Source organism: Limnohabitans sp. (genome assembly GCF_044361985.1).
Lineage (GTDB): Bacteria > Pseudomonadota > Gammaproteobacteria > Burkholderiales > Burkholderiaceae_C > Limnohabitans_A.
Window position 1 is genome coordinate 1 of record NZ_JBIKHV010000019.1, and the last position, 17,004, is coordinate 17,004.

Sequence of the window (17,004 nt, forward strand, 5' to 3'; positions counted from 1 at the left end):
CAGGTCCCAAAAAATTGGAAATCGCCGGGCCAATGGAAAGCCAGCTGAAGGCCACTTTGAGTTCTGCCGGGTCTTTGGCCATGCGGCCAACGTGCCGCTGCAATGAAATCACCGCCATGCCCGTTGCGCCCCCAGTGGCCAAGGCGCTGAGGCACATCACCGGAAAAATGGGCCACAGCACGGACAGGCCTGCCCCCACCGAAGACACGATCACACTGATCAACAAAGGCTTCTGCAGACCCTTTCGGTCGGCGTAACGCCCTGCAGGCAGGGCCAAAAACACCTGGGTCAAGGCGAACAAGGCCAACAATGCCCCCACGGCCATGGCGCTGAAGCCTTGTTTCAGCGCCAACAAAGGAATGGCCATGCGCATGCCCGCCATGCAAGCGTGCAAAAAAACCTGTCCAGTAATTAGCCGGGGCAGCGGGTGCTTCATGGCACGCCAGCACGTCTAACGGTCGGCTTCAATTCTCACCGCCGGGTAACAGGGCTTGCGCCTCTGGTTCCGGCAAGGCATCCACCTGTCGCAAAGCCCGATGCATCACGTTGCTGCGGGTCTGGGCCTGCTCCAGGGTGTTGAGCACGGTCTGAGTCTGGGATTTGACCTTGGCCAGCACCTCGCCAAACTTGCCGAATTCGGTCTTGACCGCACCCAGCACCTGCCAGACTTCACTGGACCGTTTTTCCAGCGCCAGGGTCCTGAAACCCATTTGCAGGGCGTTGAGCATGGCCATCAGATTGGTCGGCCCCGCCAGGGTCACGCGGTGATCGCGCTGCAAGGTTTCCATCAAGCCAGGGCGGCGCAGCACTTCTGCATACAAGCCTTCAGTGGGCAAGAACATGATCGCAAAGTCGGTCGTGTGGGGCGGCTCCAGGTACTTCTCGGCCATCGACTTGGCTTCCAGCCTGATGCGGGCCTCCAGGGCTTTGGCGCATAACTCGGCCTGCACAGGGTCGGCACGGCTTTGCGCTTCCAGCAACCGTTCGTAGTCTTCATTCGGGAACTTGGCATCGATGGGCAGCCAGACCGGATCGCCGTTGTCTGAGCGGCCCGGCAAACGGATGGCAAAGTCCACCCGGTTCTTGTCGCCGGGGCGGGTGGCCACTTGCACGGCATATTGCTCGGGCGCCAGCACCTGTTCCAACAAAGAAGCCAGTTGGGCCTCGCCGAACATGCCTCTGGTTTTGACGTTGGTCAGCAGGTGCTTGAGGTCGCCCACACCTTGCGCCAGTTGGTGCATTTCGCCCAGCCCTTTGTGCACTTGCTCCAAGCGCTCAGCCACTTGCTTGAAGCTTTCGCCCAAACGGGCTTGCAACGTGGCCTGCAGTTTTTCGTCCACGGTTTGCCGCATTTCGTCCAGTTTGGCCGAGTTGCTTTGCTGCATTTGGGCCAACTGCGTTTCCATGGTGCCGCGCATCTCGGTCAGCCGGCGGGCATTGGCCTCCGACAGAGCGTTCACCTGCTGGGCCAGGCTGTCGGTCAGGCTTTTTTGCAGCAAGGCCAGTTGTTGGGCCAAGGCATCCATTTGTTGGTTTTGGGTGCGGGTCGCTTCGGCGCTTTGTTGCAACAGCGATTGCTGAAACAAGGTCAGCGTCTGCATGGACTCTTGACGTCCCAACACGCCAGACTGGCTGATTTCGTTGCGCAATTCCCGCTCAAGGCGCTCAGCCTGGCTTTGCAGGGCCTCGAACAACTGCTCTTGCCGTGCCGCTTGGTCTGCACTGCGCTCAGGGGCCGTTCGTGCCTTGAAAACAAGCACCAGCACCAGCAGCAAATTCAAGGCCACCAGCCCCAGCACCAGCATGTCGTTCATGCAGCAGCGCCTTTTAGCGTGTTCAGCGGGGTGAGGGCCTGGCCCTGGGTGAAGTAAGCGACCAGGTTGTCAGCCGCCAGCTGCGCCATGGCCCGGCGCGTTTTCACCGTGGCACTGGCAATGTGCGGCGTCAAGACCACGTTGGGCACCTTCAGCAATTCGGGGTACACCGTCGGCTCGCCTTCAAACACGTCCAGGCCAGCTGCCGCAATTTGGCCAGCGGCCAAGGCCTTGGCCAAAGCTGCATCGTCAACGATGCCGCCGCGCGCGATGTTGACCAAGGTGGCGGTGGGCTTCATCAAGGCCAGTTCGGGTGCGCCGATGGTGTGGTGAGATTCGGCGCTGTAGGGCACCACCAGCATGACATGGTCAGCGGTTGTCAGCAGCGCCTCTTTGCTCACATAACGGGCTTTGCACTCGGCTTCGAGCTCGGCACTCAGCCGACTGCGGTTGTGATAAATCACGTTCATGCCAAAACCATGTGCCGCCCGGCGGGCAATGCCCTGGCCAATACGGCCCATGCCCAAGATGCCGATGGTGGCGCCGTGCACTTCGGCACCCGCAAACATGTCATAGCTCCATTTGGTCCAGTGGCCAGCCCGCAAATAATGCTCGCTTTCAGTGATGCGCCTGGCCGTGGCCATGAGCAGCGCAAAGCCGAAATCGGCGGTGGTCTCAGTCAGCACATCGGGGGTGTTGCTGGCTTGCACGCCCGCAGCGGTCATGGCGGGCACGTCAAAGTTGTTGTAACCCACGGCCATGTTGGCCACGATGCGCAGCTGCGGGTTGGCCTGCAAAAGCGCCGCGTCGATGCGCTCGCTGCCGGTGGTGAGTGCCCCCACTTTGCCCTGCATGCGGCGGCTCAGCTCAGCGGCAGACCAGACCTCATCGGCCTGGTTGCTCTCAACTTCAAACACCTGAGCCAAAGACTGCAGGACTTCGGGGAAGATGGCCCGAGCCACCAATATGGAAGGTTTGGACATCATTTGAACCAGATGAAACTCATGACCACAAACAGGGGCACCAAAATGCCCCCTGACCAAAGCATGTAGCCAAAGAAGCTGGGCATCTTCACACCACGGTCTTCGGCAATGGCCTTGACCATCAAGTTGGGCGCATTGCCAATGTAGGTGTTGGCCCCCATGAACACGGCACCGGCCGAGATGGCCGCCAAAGTCGGGGCCAAGGTGGTCATCAAGACCTGGGGGTCACCGCCTGCTGTATTGAAGAACACCAGGTAAGTGGGCGCGTTGTCCAAGAAGGAGCTGAGCAGACCCGTGATCCAGAAATACATCATCACGTCTGGGCTGCCATCGGGCTGGGTCACCGCCTGAACCACTGCGCCAAATGGGCCATTGACACCCGCCTTGAGCATAGCAATCACCGGGATGATGGTCAGGAAAATACCGGCAAACAATTTAGCGACCTCTTCCATCGGTGCCCAGCCAAACTGGTTATCGCCGTGCACTTTAGCGGGCGTGATCTTGAGTGACAGGAAAGTCACCGCCACCAAGCCCAAGTCACGCAGTACGCCAGGCAAGCCTACTTCGGTGCCATAGACATTGAATGAGACGTCGGATTTCCAGAAACCGCTCATCAACACCAAGCCGACCACCACGGCCAACATGGCGAAATTGATAGCTCCGTCAAAACCAATGCCCCTTGAATCGGGCGTGGGGTCTTGCGGCAAGACCTCTTCACGGCGGTGGTAGTACCAGCTGTCAATGACGTAAAAAATGGCCAGCAAGCTGCCCACCATGAACAGGGTTTCGGGGAAGATGTGCTTCAAAGTCCAGAAGAAATCCACGCCTTTCAAAAAGCCTAAAAACAGCGGCGGATCACCCAATGGGGTCAGCGAGCCGCCTGCGTTGGAGACGATGAAGATGAAAAACACCACCACATGGGCCACATGCTTGCGGTTGTCATTGGCACGGATCAAGGGCCGAATCAGCAACATTGAAGCGCCGGTGGTGCCCATGAAGCTGGCCAGCACCGCACCAATGGCCAGGATGGCGGTGTTCAGACCGGGGCTGCCGTGCAAGTTGCCCCGAATGAAAATACCGCCCGACACAGTGAACAGTGCGGTGAGCAAAATGATGAAAGGGATGTATTCGGCAAACAGCGCATGCACCACGTTCACACCCGCCATCGCTGGCCCGAACATCACGGCAAAAGGGACCAAAAATGCCAAGCCCCAAGCAGCAGCCACTTTGCCGTAATGGTGGTGCCAAAAATGCGGCACCAGCAAAGGCATCAGGGCGATCGACAACAAAATGCCGGCGAACGGCACGCCCCAAATCATCGTCAACTGCGAACCGTCAAAATCGGCCGCCCAAGCCCCTCCTGACATGGCTAACAACGCTGGCAAAGCCAGCCAAACGGTCCATCGTGTCCCCAAAAGCTTCATAGTGCAAATCTCCAGTTGAATGAAACTGATATTAACGGTGGAAGGTCCCGATTCAGTTGGTGGCTGCCACTTCAAACACCTGGCGCAGATAGGCCAGGTATTTTTCGTCGTCACACATGCCCTTGCCGGGGGAGTCCGACAACTTGGCCACGGGCTGGCCGTTGCAACGGGTCATCTTGATGACGATCTGCAAGGGCTCGTAACCCAAGTCGTTGGTCAGGTTGGTGCCCACGCCAAAGGCCAGTTGGCAGCGCCCCTGGAACTGCTCAAACAACTCGATGGTGCGGGGAATCGTCAGGCTGTCGCTGAAAATGAGCGTCTTGGTCCTCGGGTCCACCCGATTTTGCTGGTAGTGGGCGATCATGCGTTCACCCCAACTGAACGGGTCACCACTGTCATGGCGAGCGCCGTCAAACAACTTGCAAAAATACAGGTCAAAGTCCCGCAAGAAGGCATTGAAGCCATACACGTCGCTCAAAGCGATGCCCAGATCGCCCCTGTATTCCTTGGCCCACGACTCGAAGGCAAACACCTGGCTGTCGCGCAGACGCGGCCCCAGCGCCTGGGCCGCTTGCAAATACTCGTGGGCCATGGTGCCCAACGGGGTCAAGCCCAGCAAATAGGCGTAATAGACATTGCTGGTGCCGGCAAATTGACCCTCAGGCCCGGTGCCCAAGCGGGCGGACAGGACGCGAAGAACCTCCTCATGCCAAGCCCGAGAAAAACGACGGCGCGTGCCGTAGTCGGCAATTTTGAGGGTCTCCAAGCCAGGAGATTGCAATTGGGCGATTTTGGTGTCCAGACGGCGCCGCCCTTCCATCAAATCGGGCACCTTTTGGGTGTTGCGAAAGTACACTTCGTTGACGATCGCCAGCACCGGAATCTCGAACAAGATGGTGTGTAACCAGGGCCCCTGGATGGTGATGTCGATCTCGCCCGAAGGCAGCGCCGTGACCTGGATGTACTTTTCGCTGAGTTTAAAAAGGTCCAAAAAATCAACAAAGTCACTTTTGATGAAGCGCAGCGAGCGCAGGTACTGCAACTCGCCTTCAGTGAAGCTCAGACTGCACAGCGAACGGATTTCTTGCCGGATTTCGTTGACAAAAGGCGCCAACGCAAAACCCGGGTTGCGGCATTTGAATTTGTACTCTACCTGTGCCCCGGGAAACTGGTGCAGCACCACCTGCATCATGGTGAACTTGTAGAGGTCGGTGTCAAGCAGGCTGGTGATGATCATGGTTTGTCTCTGGCGGCTTGGGCCGCTCGCGGTTGTAGGTCAGTGTAAGGGATGCCTCGACCGGGTTATGACTGACTCAAGCCGCTGCTTGAAGTTGCCCACTGTTCAGTAGCAAAACCCGATCGGCGTGCGCGGCCAGAATGTTGTTTTGCTCAGCCACCAGCAAGCTCAGGCCTTCAACACGCAGTTGCAGCAGCGCCTTGCTCAGGGCCTGCACCAAAACCGGAGCGATGCCCTCACACGGCTCGTCCAGCAAAAGCAGGCGGGGGCTGGTCATCAAGGTACGGGCGATGGCCAGCATTTGCTGTTCGCCGCCACTCATTTGGCTGGCAGGTCGGTCAAGCATTTGGCCCAGCACAGGAAACAAGGCCAGTACGCGGTCAAATCGCTTGGCCTTGGCGGCATTGGATTCGGCACGCGCTGCGATCCACAGGTTTTGATGCACCGAAAGCCCACTGAACAAGCGACGGTCTTCCGCCACAAAGCCCAAACCGGCTTGCGCCCGGCGATGGGCCGCCCAGCCGTCAATGCGCTGCCCCGCCCACTCGATCTGGCCAGAGGCCCTGGGGCCGATACCGATCAGCGACTGCAGCAAGCTGGACTTGCCGGCGCCATTCAGGCCCTGCAACACCACCAATTCACCCGCATTCACGGACAGCGAGACATCAAACAAGGCTTGTGCCTGACCGTACCAGGCGTTCAACTGCGACACATGAAGCCCGGCATCAGACACGCGCACCTCCTGGTGCTTTTGCGTGGGGGTCATCCTGATTGGCCACTTTGGGGGCGTTGAAGTCCAGGCCCAAATAGTTTTGCCGAACCAGCGGGTCTTGTGCCACGTCATCGGGCAAACCATCAGCGACCAAGCGCCCTTGCATCAACACCAGCAACCGGTCGGCCACGCCAAACACGGCATCCATGTTGTGTTCGGTGTAGAGCACGGTGACACCTTGCGAGGCGACTTGGCGGACCAGCGCCATCATGTCGGAACGCTCTGCCTCGGCCAAGCCAGCAGCGGGTTCATCCAGCAACAACAAGGATGGCCCCGTGCGGGGCAAACCGGCCAGCGCCATGGCCAGCTCCAGGCGTTTTTTGGCGCCGTAAGGCAAATCGGCCACTGTGGCTTGGACCAAGGCTTGCAAGCCCGCTTGCGCCGCCAACTGTTGCGCCCGTTCGGGCTGGCGATCGTTCAGCCGGTCCCACCAGGACAAAGGCTTGGCATCGCGCAACACCAACTGGATGTTTTGCAACACGGTCAGCGCTTCAAAAGTCTGGGCCACCTGAAAAGTTCGGGCCACGCCCAGGCGCTGACGCTCGGCAGGCGTTTGGCCCAGCAGGGGCTGGCCGCGCCAGAACACCTGACCCGCGGTGGGTTGGTGCTGCCCGGCCAAGCAGGCGAAACAGGTGGATTTACCCGCCCCGTTGGGGCCAATCAAGGCCACGCAATGCCCTGACTGAACCTCAAAACTCACCCCGTCCAGTGCACGCACGCCACCAAAATGCTTGCTCAGGCCATGCACCTGCAAGACGCCCTGAGTCGCCGAATTGGCCGATTGATTCATGCTGTGCGCCCCTTTGGCGAACGCATACGGGTCAGCCCGTGTTGCACAGCGCCCAGCACGCCGCTGGGCGCCAGCACCATGACGGCCATGATCACCAAGCCCAAAACACCACGCCAATAGTCAAGCCCCTGCCCCAGTTCAGCACCCCCCCAAACCAAGAGCGCACTGCCCACGGCTGAACCCCACAGTTGATGCACCCCACCCAGCAAGATCACCAGCAAGGCATCGACCGACATGGCCACCGAAGCCACCGATGGAAAGACAGCGCCTTTGAATGAAGCCCACAAACCACCAGCCAAACCCGCCAAAGTGGCGCTGCCGACAAACACTTGGTAGCGCAAAACCTGAACGGGCAAACCGCTGGCCGCCGCACGCAAGGGCGCATCGCGCAAAGCCTGCAAGGCCGCGCCCCGCCCAGACCCCACCACCCGGCCCATGGCCGCCAGCGACAGCAGCAAAAAGCCGCACAGAACCGCATCGGCCAAGGGTCGCCATTCGGGCGCGATCAGGCGCAAACCAATCAAGCCGTTGTCTCCACCCGTGAGTCCCACCCATTGCGTGGCGCCCGCCCAGACCATTTGTGCCAGCGCCAAAGACAACATGGCCAGGTAAACGCCGCTGCTGCGCACCAGCAAGGCCCCAAACACCAAGGCGACGACCAGCGCCAGCGCCATTGCAGCCACCAGGGCCAGGAACAAACCGGCCCCCCCGTTCAGGTGGGCCAAGGCTGCGCCATAGGCACCCAATGCAAAAAATGCGGCATGGCCAAAGCTGACCAGCCCGCCCAGGGCCATCATGCACTGCAGGCTCAAGCCAAAAAGCATCATCACCATCACGTCTTCCGCGAGGCTTCGCCCGTAGTCACCTTGACCCCAGGCCAGCAACGACAAGCCCACAAACACCACCACAAACAAGGCCCTGCCTGGCTGGCCCAGCGGCCAAAGAGAGAAAACCTGCACGCTTTCTCGTTGCTCAGCATGGACGGCAGCACCCGCCAGGCCCTGAGGTCGCCAGATCAACACAGCAGCCATGGTTAAAAACACCAGGATCAGGGTCGCTTGCGGGAAAAAACTCAGGCCTAGGGCATGGATCAAGCCAATCAGCAAAGCCGCCACAAAAGCACCGCCAATGCTGCCCAGACCGCCAGTGACCACCACCACAAAGGTCTCCACCACCACGTTCACATCCATCTGCAAGTGAGCTGGTTCGCGCGGTAATTGCAAAGCCCCAGCCAATCCGGCCAGGCCACAGCCAAGCATGACCACGCCCAGCATCAGCGGCGCAGGGTTCACGCCCAATGCATCCAGCATGTCGCGGTCTTGCGTGGCGGCCTTGACACGCTGGCCCCACAGGGTGCGCGTGAGCAACAGGTGAAGCCCCAACCAGACCAGTGGCCCCAGCAGCAAGGTGAATAGTTGCCAAGATGGGAAAAAAGCCCCCCCCACCTCGATGGCGCCCTTGAGGCTGGGAAAGCGCGGCGCAAAAACCTCTTCAGGCCCGAAATACCACCGCATGGCATCGTGCAGCGCCAGCGTCAGCCCGAAAGTGGCCACCAATTGGTACAACTGGGGGGCTTGGCGCATGCGCTTGAAAAGCAAAACCTCGGTGATGGCGCCCAACAAGGCCGCCAGGCAGGCCCCCATGAGCATCGCCGCGGCGTAGCCCCAAGCAGAGACCCCCCAGGCGGGCCACCAGTTGGTGATGGCGTGCGCCGACCACAAAGCGCCCAGCATGAAAAAACTGCCATGCGCAAAATTGACAATCCGGGTCACGCCAAAAATCAGCGTCAACCCGGAAGCCATCAAAAACAAGGTGGTGGCGTGGCTCAAGCCATTGAGCAGTTGCAACGCCAGCGCATCGAATCCCAAAGCAAGACCTTGCAGGGAAAATAAATCAATCCACCCAATGGGTGAATTCTTGTGCCTGCACGCGAGTGGTCTGGAAAGTGTTCACCGTGGCCGACTCGTCGGCATAGCCCAGCGACATGCCGCAGACCACCATCTCGTTTTCGGCGGCCCCCACGTGGGGCAAGATGATTTTGGAAAACCCATTCCAAGCCGCTTGCGGGCAAGTGTGCAGGCCGCGCGAGCGGGCTGCGATCATGAGGGTCTGCAAGAACATGCCGTAGTCCAGCAAGCTGCCCCGGCCCAGCACTTTGTCGATGGTGAAGATCAGCCCGACCGGGGCATCAAAGAATCGGAAATTTTTCTGGTGCTGCTCCTGCATCCGCCCCTTGTCACCCTTGCCGATGCCCAGCACGCCATACAAGCCAAAGCCGCACTCACGACGGCGGTCGATGTAGGGGCTGACCCATTTTTCAGGGTAATAGTCATAAGACTCGACGTATTCAGACGCCAGTGCCGGGTTCGCGCTGATGGCATCGTGGGCAGCGCAGGTCTTGGCCACCAGTTCATCGCGCTTGGCGCCTTGCAGCACGTAGACTTTCCAGGGCTGGGTGTTGGTGCCGCTGGGTGCACGGGCGGCCAGCTCCAGCACCTCTTGCAACACGCTGCGGTCCACCGCCCTGGGTAAATAGGCTCGGGTCGAAAAACGGCTCAGGATGGCGGCGTCGACGCTGGCGGGGTCGTTCACGCGGGCGCTGACTTGCTGACCGATCGGTGAAATGCTCATGTCAATGTCTCCAGAAATGTTTTGAATGCGGGGGGCAAGGGCACGGGTCTGCGGGTTTTACGGTCCACGTAAACATGCACAAAGTGTCCGCGGGCAGCGGTCATGTCCTCGTCTTGCGCGAACAGGCCCACTTCGTAGCGCACGCTCGATGTGCCCAACTTGGCCACACGAATGCCTGCGTCGATGGTTTGGGGGAAGGCCAGTGGCGCAAAGTAAAAGCACTGGGTTTCAACCACCAGGCCGATGGTCGAGCCTGCGTGAATGTTAAGCACACCCCGTTCGATCAGAGTGGCGTTCACGGCGGTGTCGAACCAGCTGTAATAGACCACGTTGTTCACATGGCCGTAAACATCGTTGTCCATCCAGCGCGTGCCGATGGCTCGGAACAGCTTGTAGCTGCTGCGCAGGTCGGCTTGGGGTTTCTTGGGGGGCATGGCGGCTGTGTTCATCGCCTGAGATTGTGCCAGCGTTGCCAATAGCCCAAAGCCACAGCCCAGGTCTGCATTTGCACCTGGACGGTGGTCTCGATGTCGTGTCCATAACCGCCGCCCATGCACAGCACGACCGGCAATTTGCGTTGCCAGGCCCAATCCATGACGGTCCTGTCACGGGCCTGCATGCCATCTTGCGTCAGCTTCAGTCGACCCAGGCGGTCGCCCTCGTGCGGGTCGGCACCAGCCAGATAAATCAACAGATGCGGGTCAAACCGGTCTTGCAAGCTTTGCAAAGCCTGGTGAAGGGCGGTCAGATAAGGCTCATCGGTGCAGCCATCGGGCAAACCCACATCGAGGTCACTGGGTTCCTTGCGAAACGGAAAATTCTTCTCGCCGTGCAGCGACAAGGTAAAAACGCTCGGGTCTTTGGCAAAAATATGTGCCGTGCCATTGCCCTGGTGCACGTCCAGGTCGATCACGGCCACATTCAGTTTGCGCCGCGCATGCCGCCAAGCCTCGGCCTGCATCAGGCGCGCGGTGACGGCAATGTCGTTGAACACACAAAAACCGCCGCCTTTGTGTGAATAGGCGTGGTGCGTCCCCCCAGCCAGATTGCCCGCCAAGCCCTGCTCCAGCGCATCACGGGCTGCGGCAACAGTGGCCCCCACCGAACGGCGAGCCCGCTCGGCCATGGCAGGGCTCCAAGGGAAACCGATCTCACGCTGCAAGGCTGCATCCAGTCCGCCGGTGCTCACGCCTTGTATGTATGCCGGTGTATGCACCAAAGCCAGTTCGCCATCGCTGGCTGCAGGGGCTTCGCACATCTTTACCCCAGGCAGCTCACCAGTTAAACGGTCACGCAAGCGGCTGTACTTTCGCATAGGGAAACGGTGACCTTCGGGCAAAGGCAAGACAAAGTGATCGGCGTAATAAGCGTGCATGGGTGGGTCCGGAATGGGATCAATTCTAGAAAACCCTCTCTAAACTGCGATGGGCGACCCTCAATCCCCTTGTAATACCTCGTGGAAACCCTAAAATCCGAACCATGCTGCACTGCAACAATGTTGTACGGCCCCGGCCAGTTACGGCGCAGTCTTCCTGAAACCACACTTTATTTTTTGATCTGGAGATTCTCATGATGACCGCTGAACAAATCGCCGCCTCGCACAAAGCCAATGTTGAAACCCTGTTTGGCCTGACCGCCAAAGCCTTCGAAGGCATGGAAAAGCTGGTCGAACTGAACCTGAGCGCTGCCAAAGCCGCTTTGGACGAGTCCGCCAACAGCACCCAGGCCGTCCTCAGCGTGAAAGACGCCCAAGAACTGGTGGCCATGCAAGCCAACATGTTCCAGCCCCTGGCTGAAAAGACTGCGGCTTACAGCCGTCACCTGTATGACATCGCCTCGGGTACCACTGGTGAGTTCACCAAGGCCCTCGAAGCCCAAGCAGCCGCTGCGCAAAAGCAATTCTCCACATTGGTGGACAGCGCAGCCCAAAACGCACCTGCAGGTTCCGAACAAGCTGTGGCCATGATGAAAGGTGCCGTCACCGCTGCCAACAGCGCTTTCGAATCCGTGCAAAAAGCTGTCAAGCAAGCCACCGACCTGGCTGAATCCAACCTGGCTTCCGTGGCACAGACCGCTGCACCCAAGACTGGCAAGAAAAAGTAATTTCAAACAGCTCAGGTTTTTAAGAAACCTGCGCTTTTTTGCAAGTTGTCTCCTCGGATCTCTGTGAATTTCATCTGGGAAACAGGGGTCCTTAAGGGCTGATCGCAAGATCAGCCTTTTTTTGTACTTGTCTTTTTTCCCCCGTGTGTCAGCGCCCTGCTTCGAAATCAGCCAAGGCCGCTTTCAAGCTCGGCAGCAAGGCCCGCATCGCGACACGACCCGCTTCGATAGAGTGCAATCGGGCACCAAAGTCCGCACTTTTTACACCCGACAAGGCCGGGCGAACCACAAAATTGGCATCCTTCAAAGCCAAGGTGTTGATGCTTTTGCCCATGATGGTGAATGTTTGCATCAGGATCTGAAAAGTGTCTGAAGAAGGGTTGCCCTCGGGATCGCTGGAAATATCCACCGCGATCACGAAATTGGCCCCTAAATCCCGCGTCTGTCGGACCGGAACGGGAGAAACCAAGCCACCATCCACATACTCACGATCGCCCACGCGGACGGGCAGGAAAACGGCGGGTACCGCACTCGAAGCCCGAACGGCAGAACCCGTGTTGCCACGACGGAAGGTGATGGACTCACCGCTGCCCAGATCTGTCGCCACGATGCCCAAGGGAATCTTCATTTGTTCCAGGCTGCGCCCCCCCACCTGGGTGTTCACATACTTGGCCAGGGCCTCCCCGCGCAAAGCACCCCGATTCAATATCGGCAGCATCCAATCCGTGATGTCGGCCTCTTGCATGGTCTCAGCCACGCGAACAAGTTCGGCCGGGGTTTTTCCGCTGGCATACAAAGCGGCCACCAGACTGCCGGCCGAGGTGCCCGCCACAAAGCCAGGGCGCAAACCAGCTTCCTCCAGCACCTGAATGACCCCCACATGGGCAAAACCTCGGGCTGCACCGCCGCCCAAAGCCAATCCCAGGCGAACCTCACGGCGCTCTGGAGAAGACGGCAGACCACCGATCCCTGCTGGAGGCGCAGTCTCTAAAGTACTGCAGCCCACCAGGGCACCCGCGATCACCACCATGCCCAAAGCCTTGAACCATCGGCTTTTTCCCATCCTGAGCTGAGCTGGAGACTCACCCTTCAGCCCATCCCTTGGCCATGAATTCATGTCTTTCCTTCGATCTTGTTGATAATCATTCTCATTTAGAATAAAATTTAGCCATTACAAACTTATCCAACGCGAACACCATGAAACTTTTCAAGTTCAGCCTGACCCTTGCTGCGCTTTTGGCCGCTTCATCAGGCATGACTCAAGACAAAGTCCTGAACATCTACTCGGCCCGCCACTACCCGACCGATGAAGTCATGTACAGCGAATTCACCAAATCCACCGGCATCAAGATCAACCGGGTCGATGCCGACGATGCCGGTATTCTCGCCCGTCTGAAGGCCGAGGGCTCGGCTTCCCCGGCGGATGTGATTTTGCTGGTGGATGCCGCTCGTCTTTGGCGTGCCGAAGTGGATGGGCTATTCCTCCCGGTCAAATCGGCCAGACTGGAAGAAGCCATTCCCGCCAACCTGCGCGCAAAACCTGCTGACAATGGCGGCACAGCCTGGTTTGGCCTGTCTACCCGGGCACGCGTCATCGTCTACGACAAGATGAAATTCAGCAAAACCGATGTGGACAGTTATGAAAAACTGGCCAATGTGAAACTCAAGGGCAGCCTGTGCGTCCGCTCGGGCTCTCACCCCTACAACCTCAGTTTGATGGGGGCCATGATCGAACACTTGGGGGCTCAAAAGACCGAAGTCTGGCTGAAGGGCCTGGTCGACAACATGGCCCGCAGCCCTAAGGGCGGTGACACCGATCAGATCAAGGGGGTCGCTTCAGGGGAATGCGGTGTCGCCCTCACAAACTCCTACTATCTGGCCCGCCTGATGCGCTCAGCCAAACCTGAAGACCGTGCTGTGACTGAGAAAATTGGCATCGTCTTCCCCAACCAAAGCAGTTGGGGAACGCATGTCAATGTGGCTGGAGGGGCTGTAGCCCGCTATGCCAAAAACACCGACAACGCGGTGAAATTTCTCGAATACCTGGCCAGCCCCTCGGCGCAAAACCACTTTGCCAACGGCAACAACGAGTGGCCAGCGGCCAAAGGGGTGAGCTTTGACAACCCGGCACTTAAAGCCATGACCGGCGGCAGCTTCAAAAGCGAGTTGATCCCGATCAGCGCCGTGGGCATGAACCAGGTCAAAGTGCAGCAAATGCTGGACCGAGTGGGCTTCAAGTAAGGCCTTGCAGGCTGGCGCCAGTCGTTCAACCTGCAGCCCAACCAGTCACTCTCTGCAAACTGTCAAGAGTTGCCCAGTTCAACAGGCCTGATCAAGATCGGATCAAGTGGTCAAACGCGCTGAGCGCAGCTTTGGCCCCCTCGCCTGCGGCAATCACAATCTGTTTGAACGGCACTGTGGTGCAGTCACCGGCGGCAAACACGCCGGGAACATTGGTGTGCCCCTTAGCGTCCACCACAATTTCACCAAATTTGCTCAGCTCGACCGTGCCTTTCAGGAATTCGGTATTGGGCACCAAACCAATTTGCACAAACACGCCTGCCAAATCAATATGGTGCTCGGTGCCGGTGGCACGGTCTTTGTAACGCAAGCCGTTGACCTTGCTGCCGTCACCGGTTATCTCGGTGGTCTGGGCGTTGGTGTGTACCGTCACGTTAGGCAAGCTGTTGAGTTTTTTCACCAGCACGGCATCGGCCTTGAGTTGCTCTGCAAATTCGACCACGGTCACATGCTCCACGATACCGGCCAAATCAATCGCCGCCTCGATGCCAGAATTGCCGCCACCGATCACGGCGGTGCGCTTGCTCTTGAACAGGGGCCCGTCGCAGTGCGGGCAGTAAGCCACACCCTTGTTTTTGTACTCGGATTCACCGGGCACGTTGACATTGCGCCAGCGTGCGCCGGTGGACAAGATCACGGTTTTAGCCTGCAGCGTGCCGCCGTTTTCCATCTGCACCTGCAGCAAACCACCTGGCACGCTGGCCGGAATAATCTGGGTGGCACGTTGCAGGTTCATGATGTCTACGCCATATTGGCGGACCTGGGCTTCGAGCGCAGCGGCAAACTTGGGGCCATCGGTCTCCAGCACCGAGATGTAGTTTTCGATTGCCATCGTGTCGTTGGTCTGACCGCCAAAACGCTCAGCCGCCACACCCACACGGATGCCTTTGCGTGCAGCGTACACAGCAGCGGCTGCACCTGCGGGACCGCCACCGACGATCAAGACTTCAAAGGGGGCTTTGGCGTCCAGCTTGACGGCATCGCGCGTGGCAGCGCCTGTGTCCAGCTTGGCCACGATTTCTTCCACGCTCATACGGCCGGAACCAAACACCTTGCCGTTCAAAAACACCATGGGCACCGCCATGATCTGGCGCTCTTCCACTTCTTTCTGGAAGGCGCCACCTTCAATCACCACCGTCTTGACCTTGGGGTTCATGATGGCCATGAGCGAGAGGGCCTGAACCACATCCGGGCAGTTGTGGCAGCTCAGTGACATGTAGACCTCGAAGCTGAAGTCCCCATCCAGGGCCTTGATCGCGTCAATCACGTCTTGTTCTACTTTGGGCGGGTGGCCGCCTGTCCACAACAACGCCAAAACCAAAGAAGTGAACTCGTGGCCCAAAGGCAAACCAGCAAAACGCACGCCTTGAGTCTCGCCCTCACGGGCAACCACAAAAGACGGCTTGCGGCTGTCTTGGCCTGTGGTGTCCAGCGTGACCTTGTCCGACAGGCTGACAATGGTCTCCAGCAAGCTCTTCATCTCGGTGCCGGTTTCGCTGTCGTCCAGCGAGGCGATCAAGCGGATCGGCTGGCGCAGCAAGGCCAGGTATTGCTGCAATTGGGCTTTGAGGGTGTCGTCGAGCATGGTGTTCTCCAGTTTCAGGGTGCAGTCGGCTCTGGCCCGCGCTTGTGACATGGGCCGGTAAACAAAGGTTTGGGGGACAGGGTTTGTGAAAAGCGTTGAGGGCAGCACACGAAGGCTTGTGACCTGCATGTGCTGCGCTCAACACCCTGCGTCGCAGGGGCTGATGTCATGCTGCCCTGGGTGACAGAGCGAGCAGCAACAAATTTAGATCTTGCCGACCAGGTCGATGGATGGAGCCAAAGTCTTGGCGCCTTCTTTCCACTTGGCTGGGCACACTTGACCAGGATTGGCAGCGGTGTACTGGGCGGCTTTGAGCTTGCGCAGGGTTTCCGACACGTCACGGGCGATTTCGTTGGAGTGAATCTCCAGGGTCTTGATCATCAACTCGGGGTTGATGATGAAAGTGCCGCGCAGTGCCAAACCTTCTTCGGGGATGTGAACACCAAAAGCTTTCGTCAAGGCATGGGTAGGGTCACCCACCAATGGGAACTTGGCCTTGCCCACAGCTGGCGAAGTCTCGTGCCAGACTTTGTGTGAAAACTGGGTGTCTGTGGTCACGATGTAGACCTCAGCGCCGGCTTTCTGGAACTCTGCGTAGTTGTCAGCAGCGTCTTCAATTTCTGTAGGGCAGTTGAAGGTGAAAGCCGCGGGCATGAAAATCAGGACGTTCCACTTGCCTTTTAAGCTCTGCTCGGTGACTTCGATGAATTTGCCGTTGTGAAAGGCGTTGGCTTTGAATGGTTGGACTTGCGTGTTGATCAGGGACATGGTGTTTCCTTGGTTGGTTTATAAAAACTATCGAATGAGAAAACTCATTGGTAGCAATCATAATTCAAACTAGGGTTTCTACTCATGAGTAGTTCCTATCACACCGATAGAAAAAGCCTTTCAACTTTCTACAGCCCATCAGGCGGCAGTTTTTCGGGCTGCACCACGGGCAAAGCCCAGCGTCAGGCAAAGCCAAGCCAATAGCCAGGCCCCACCACCCCAGGGCACCAACGCCCTGAGGGCGTCAAAACCCAGCACATGGCGTGCATACAGGTTGAAACTGAACAGCAGCAAACCTGTCAGCATCAGCCAACCTGCTGCCAGCAGCCAGCGCGAGGCGCCCAAACAGACGCAGGACAAACCCACGATCAGCAAGCCCAGTGAATGAAACTGCTGCTGGGTCAAGGCGGTTTGAACCATGACCGGTACACCCGCGGCAAAGACGGGAAGGTGGGCGAATGCGGCGCTGAAAGCCACGCTGCTGAAGGCACTGAGGGTGCCCAGACTCAAGAAAATTCGGGGAGATACGGTCGAAGAAAGCGCTGGGGTGTAAGTCATGACAGGTCAGTAACAGACAAAAAAAGACAACAAGTCAC

At 58.5% G+C, this 17,004-nt stretch carries 17 protein-coding genes; 2 read left to right on the forward strand and 15 right to left on the reverse strand.

Going from position 1 to position 17,004, the window contains the following annotated elements; all coding sequences use genetic code 11:
- From ACIQ3A_RS05570 to ACIQ3A_RS05620, 11 genes are all read right to left on the reverse strand, one after another.
- Positions 1 to 436, reverse strand: a 436-nt coding sequence (locus tag ACIQ3A_RS05570) for an MFS transporter (protein ID WP_396430765.1), incomplete at its 3' end; no start/stop codon positions are given.
- 28 nt (positions 437 to 464) lie between these two features.
- Positions 465 to 1,814, reverse strand: coding sequence for a DNA recombination protein RmuC (rmuC, locus tag ACIQ3A_RS05575; protein WP_396430766.1), 1,350 nt, complete (start codon positions 1,812 to 1,814; stop codon positions 465 to 467).
- Positions 1,811 to 2,797 (reverse strand): 2-hydroxyacid dehydrogenase, encoded by a 987-nt coding sequence (locus ACIQ3A_RS05580; RefSeq protein ID WP_396430767.1) that lies wholly within the window; start codon positions 2,795 to 2,797, stop codon positions 1,811 to 1,813. Before ACIQ3A_RS05580 ends, rmuC begins: the two co-directional genes overlap by 4 nt.
- Complete coding sequence (locus tag ACIQ3A_RS05585; RefSeq protein ID WP_396430768.1) at positions 2,797 to 4,221, reverse strand: sodium:proton antiporter; 1,425 nt, start codon at positions 4,219 to 4,221, stop codon at positions 2,797 to 2,799. The genes ACIQ3A_RS05580 and ACIQ3A_RS05585 overlap by 1 nt, the downstream gene beginning before the upstream one ends.
- 52 nt (positions 4,222 to 4,273) lie before the next feature.
- Positions 4,274 to 5,458, reverse strand: coding sequence for a nicotinate phosphoribosyltransferase (pncB, locus tag ACIQ3A_RS05590; RefSeq protein ID WP_396430769.1), 1,185 nt, complete (start codon positions 5,456 to 5,458; stop codon positions 4,274 to 4,276).
- 76 nt (positions 5,459 to 5,534) lie between these two features.
- A complete protein-coding gene (locus ACIQ3A_RS05595; RefSeq protein ID WP_396430770.1) occupies positions 5,535 to 6,224 on the reverse strand; it encodes an ABC transporter ATP-binding protein in 690 nt (229 codons plus the stop codon).
- The gene (locus ACIQ3A_RS05600; protein WP_396430771.1) at positions 6,184 to 7,020 is read right to left on the reverse strand and encodes an ABC transporter ATP-binding protein; all 837 of its coding nucleotides are present in this window, start codon (positions 7,018 to 7,020) and stop codon (positions 6,184 to 6,186) included. Before ACIQ3A_RS05600 ends, ACIQ3A_RS05595 begins: the two co-directional genes overlap by 41 nt.
- Positions 7,017 to 8,888 (reverse strand): ABC transporter permease, encoded by a 1,872-nt coding sequence (locus ACIQ3A_RS05605; RefSeq protein ID WP_396430772.1) that lies wholly within the window; start codon positions 8,886 to 8,888, stop codon positions 7,017 to 7,019. Before ACIQ3A_RS05605 ends, ACIQ3A_RS05600 begins: the two co-directional genes overlap by 4 nt.
- Before the next feature lie 25 nt (positions 8,889 to 8,913).
- Positions 8,914 to 9,651 carry a nitroreductase gene (locus ACIQ3A_RS05610; RefSeq protein ID WP_396430773.1) on the reverse strand — a complete coding sequence of 246 codons (738 nt, stop codon included), beginning with the start codon at positions 9,649 to 9,651 and terminating at the stop codon, positions 8,914 to 8,916.
- Positions 9,648 to 10,100, reverse strand: a complete 453-nt coding sequence (locus tag ACIQ3A_RS05615; RefSeq protein WP_396430774.1) for an acyl-CoA thioesterase — start codon at positions 10,098 to 10,100, stop codon at positions 9,648 to 9,650. Before ACIQ3A_RS05615 ends, ACIQ3A_RS05610 begins: the two co-directional genes overlap by 4 nt.
- Positions 10,097 to 11,026 carry a histone deacetylase gene (locus ACIQ3A_RS05620; RefSeq protein ID WP_396430775.1) on the reverse strand — a complete coding sequence of 310 codons (930 nt, stop codon included), beginning with the start codon at positions 11,024 to 11,026 and terminating at the stop codon, positions 10,097 to 10,099. Before ACIQ3A_RS05620 ends, ACIQ3A_RS05615 begins: the two co-directional genes overlap by 4 nt.
- A 194-nt stretch (positions 11,027 to 11,220) precedes the next feature.
- On the opposite strand from ACIQ3A_RS05620, the gene ACIQ3A_RS05625 reads away from it, so the two are divergent.
- Positions 11,221 to 11,754: a phasin family protein gene (locus ACIQ3A_RS05625; protein WP_396430776.1), complete on the forward strand. Its 534-nt coding sequence runs from the start codon at positions 11,221 to 11,223 to the stop codon at positions 11,752 to 11,754.
- A gap of 148 nt (positions 11,755 to 11,902) precedes the next feature.
- Here ACIQ3A_RS05625 and ACIQ3A_RS05630 read toward each other — a convergent pair whose 3' ends face one another.
- Complete coding sequence (locus ACIQ3A_RS05630) at positions 11,903 to 12,817, reverse strand: patatin-like phospholipase family protein (RefSeq protein WP_396430794.1); 915 nt, start codon at positions 12,815 to 12,817, stop codon at positions 11,903 to 11,905.
- A gap of 191 nt (positions 12,818 to 13,008) precedes the next feature.
- On the opposite strand from ACIQ3A_RS05630, the gene ACIQ3A_RS05635 reads away from it, so the two are divergent.
- A complete protein-coding gene (locus ACIQ3A_RS05635) occupies positions 13,009 to 13,995 on the forward strand; it encodes an extracellular solute-binding protein (RefSeq protein ID WP_396430795.1) in 987 nt (328 codons plus the stop codon).
- 91 nt (positions 13,996 to 14,086) lie between these two features.
- On the opposite strand, the gene ahpF is transcribed toward ACIQ3A_RS05635, so the two are convergent.
- The 3 genes from ahpF to ACIQ3A_RS05650 all read right to left on the reverse strand — a co-directional run bounded on the left by ahpF (position 14,087) and on the right by ACIQ3A_RS05650 (position 16,966).
- The gene (ahpF, locus tag ACIQ3A_RS05640; protein ID WP_396430777.1) at positions 14,087 to 15,640 is read right to left on the reverse strand and encodes an alkyl hydroperoxide reductase subunit F; all 1,554 of its coding nucleotides are present in this window, start codon (positions 15,638 to 15,640) and stop codon (positions 14,087 to 14,089) included.
- 204 nt (positions 15,641 to 15,844) lie between these two features.
- Positions 15,845 to 16,408 carry an alkyl hydroperoxide reductase subunit C gene (ahpC, locus tag ACIQ3A_RS05645; RefSeq protein ID WP_396430778.1) on the reverse strand — a complete coding sequence of 188 codons (564 nt, stop codon included), beginning with the start codon at positions 16,406 to 16,408 and terminating at the stop codon, positions 15,845 to 15,847.
- Between the two features lie 138 nt (positions 16,409 to 16,546).
- Positions 16,547 to 16,966: a DUF423 domain-containing protein gene (locus ACIQ3A_RS05650; protein WP_396430779.1), complete on the reverse strand. Its 420-nt coding sequence runs from the start codon at positions 16,964 to 16,966 to the stop codon at positions 16,547 to 16,549.
- Positions 16,967 to 17,004 lie beyond the last annotated feature (38 nt).

What these genes read in the sequence shown, in the direction of transcription:
- rmuC (WP_396430766.1), bottom strand. Translation starts at nt 1,814, where the DNA reads ATGAACGACATGCTGGTGCTGGGGCTGGTGGCCTTGAATTTGCTGCTG.
- ACIQ3A_RS05580 (WP_396430767.1), bottom strand. Translation starts at nt 2,797, where the DNA reads ATGTCCAAACCTTCCATATTGGTGGCTCGGGCCATCTTCCCCGAAGTC.
- ACIQ3A_RS05585 (WP_396430768.1), bottom strand. Translation starts at nt 4,221, where the DNA reads ATGAAGCTTTTGGGGACACGATGGACCGTTTGGCTGGCTTTGCCAGCG.
- pncB (WP_396430769.1), bottom strand. Translation starts at nt 5,458, where the DNA reads ATGATCATCACCAGCCTGCTTGACACCGACCTCTACAAGTTCACCATG.
- ACIQ3A_RS05595 (WP_396430770.1), bottom strand. Translation starts at nt 6,224, where the DNA reads ATGACCCCCACGCAAAAGCACCAGGAGGTGCGCGTGTCTGATGCCGGG.
- ACIQ3A_RS05600 (WP_396430771.1), bottom strand. Translation starts at nt 7,020, where the DNA reads ATGAATCAATCGGCCAATTCGGCGACTCAGGGCGTCTTGCAGGTGCAT.
- ACIQ3A_RS05610 (WP_396430773.1), bottom strand. Translation starts at nt 9,651, where the DNA reads ATGAGCATTTCACCGATCGGTCAGCAAGTCAGCGCCCGCGTGAACGAC.
- ACIQ3A_RS05615 (WP_396430774.1), bottom strand. Translation starts at nt 10,100, where the DNA reads ATGAACACAGCCGCCATGCCCCCCAAGAAACCCCAAGCCGACCTGCGC.
- ACIQ3A_RS05620 (WP_396430775.1), bottom strand. Translation starts at nt 11,026, where the DNA reads ATGCACGCTTATTACGCCGATCACTTTGTCTTGCCTTTGCCCGAAGGT.
- ACIQ3A_RS05625 (WP_396430776.1), top strand. Translation starts at nt 11,221, where the DNA reads ATGATGACCGCTGAACAAATCGCCGCCTCGCACAAAGCCAATGTTGAA.
- ACIQ3A_RS05630 (WP_396430794.1), bottom strand. Translation starts at nt 12,817, where the DNA reads ATGGGAAAAAGCCGATGGTTCAAGGCTTTGGGCATGGTGGTGATCGCG.
- ACIQ3A_RS05635 (WP_396430795.1), top strand. Translation starts at nt 13,009, where the DNA reads ATGACTCAAGACAAAGTCCTGAACATCTACTCGGCCCGCCACTACCCG.
- ahpF (WP_396430777.1), bottom strand. Translation starts at nt 15,640, where the DNA reads ATGCTCGACGACACCCTCAAAGCCCAATTGCAGCAATACCTGGCCTTG.
- ahpC (WP_396430778.1), bottom strand. Translation starts at nt 16,408, where the DNA reads ATGTCCCTGATCAACACGCAAGTCCAACCATTCAAAGCCAACGCCTTT.
- ACIQ3A_RS05650 (WP_396430779.1), bottom strand. Translation starts at nt 16,966, where the DNA reads ATGACTTACACCCCAGCGCTTTCTTCGACCGTATCTCCCCGAATTTTC.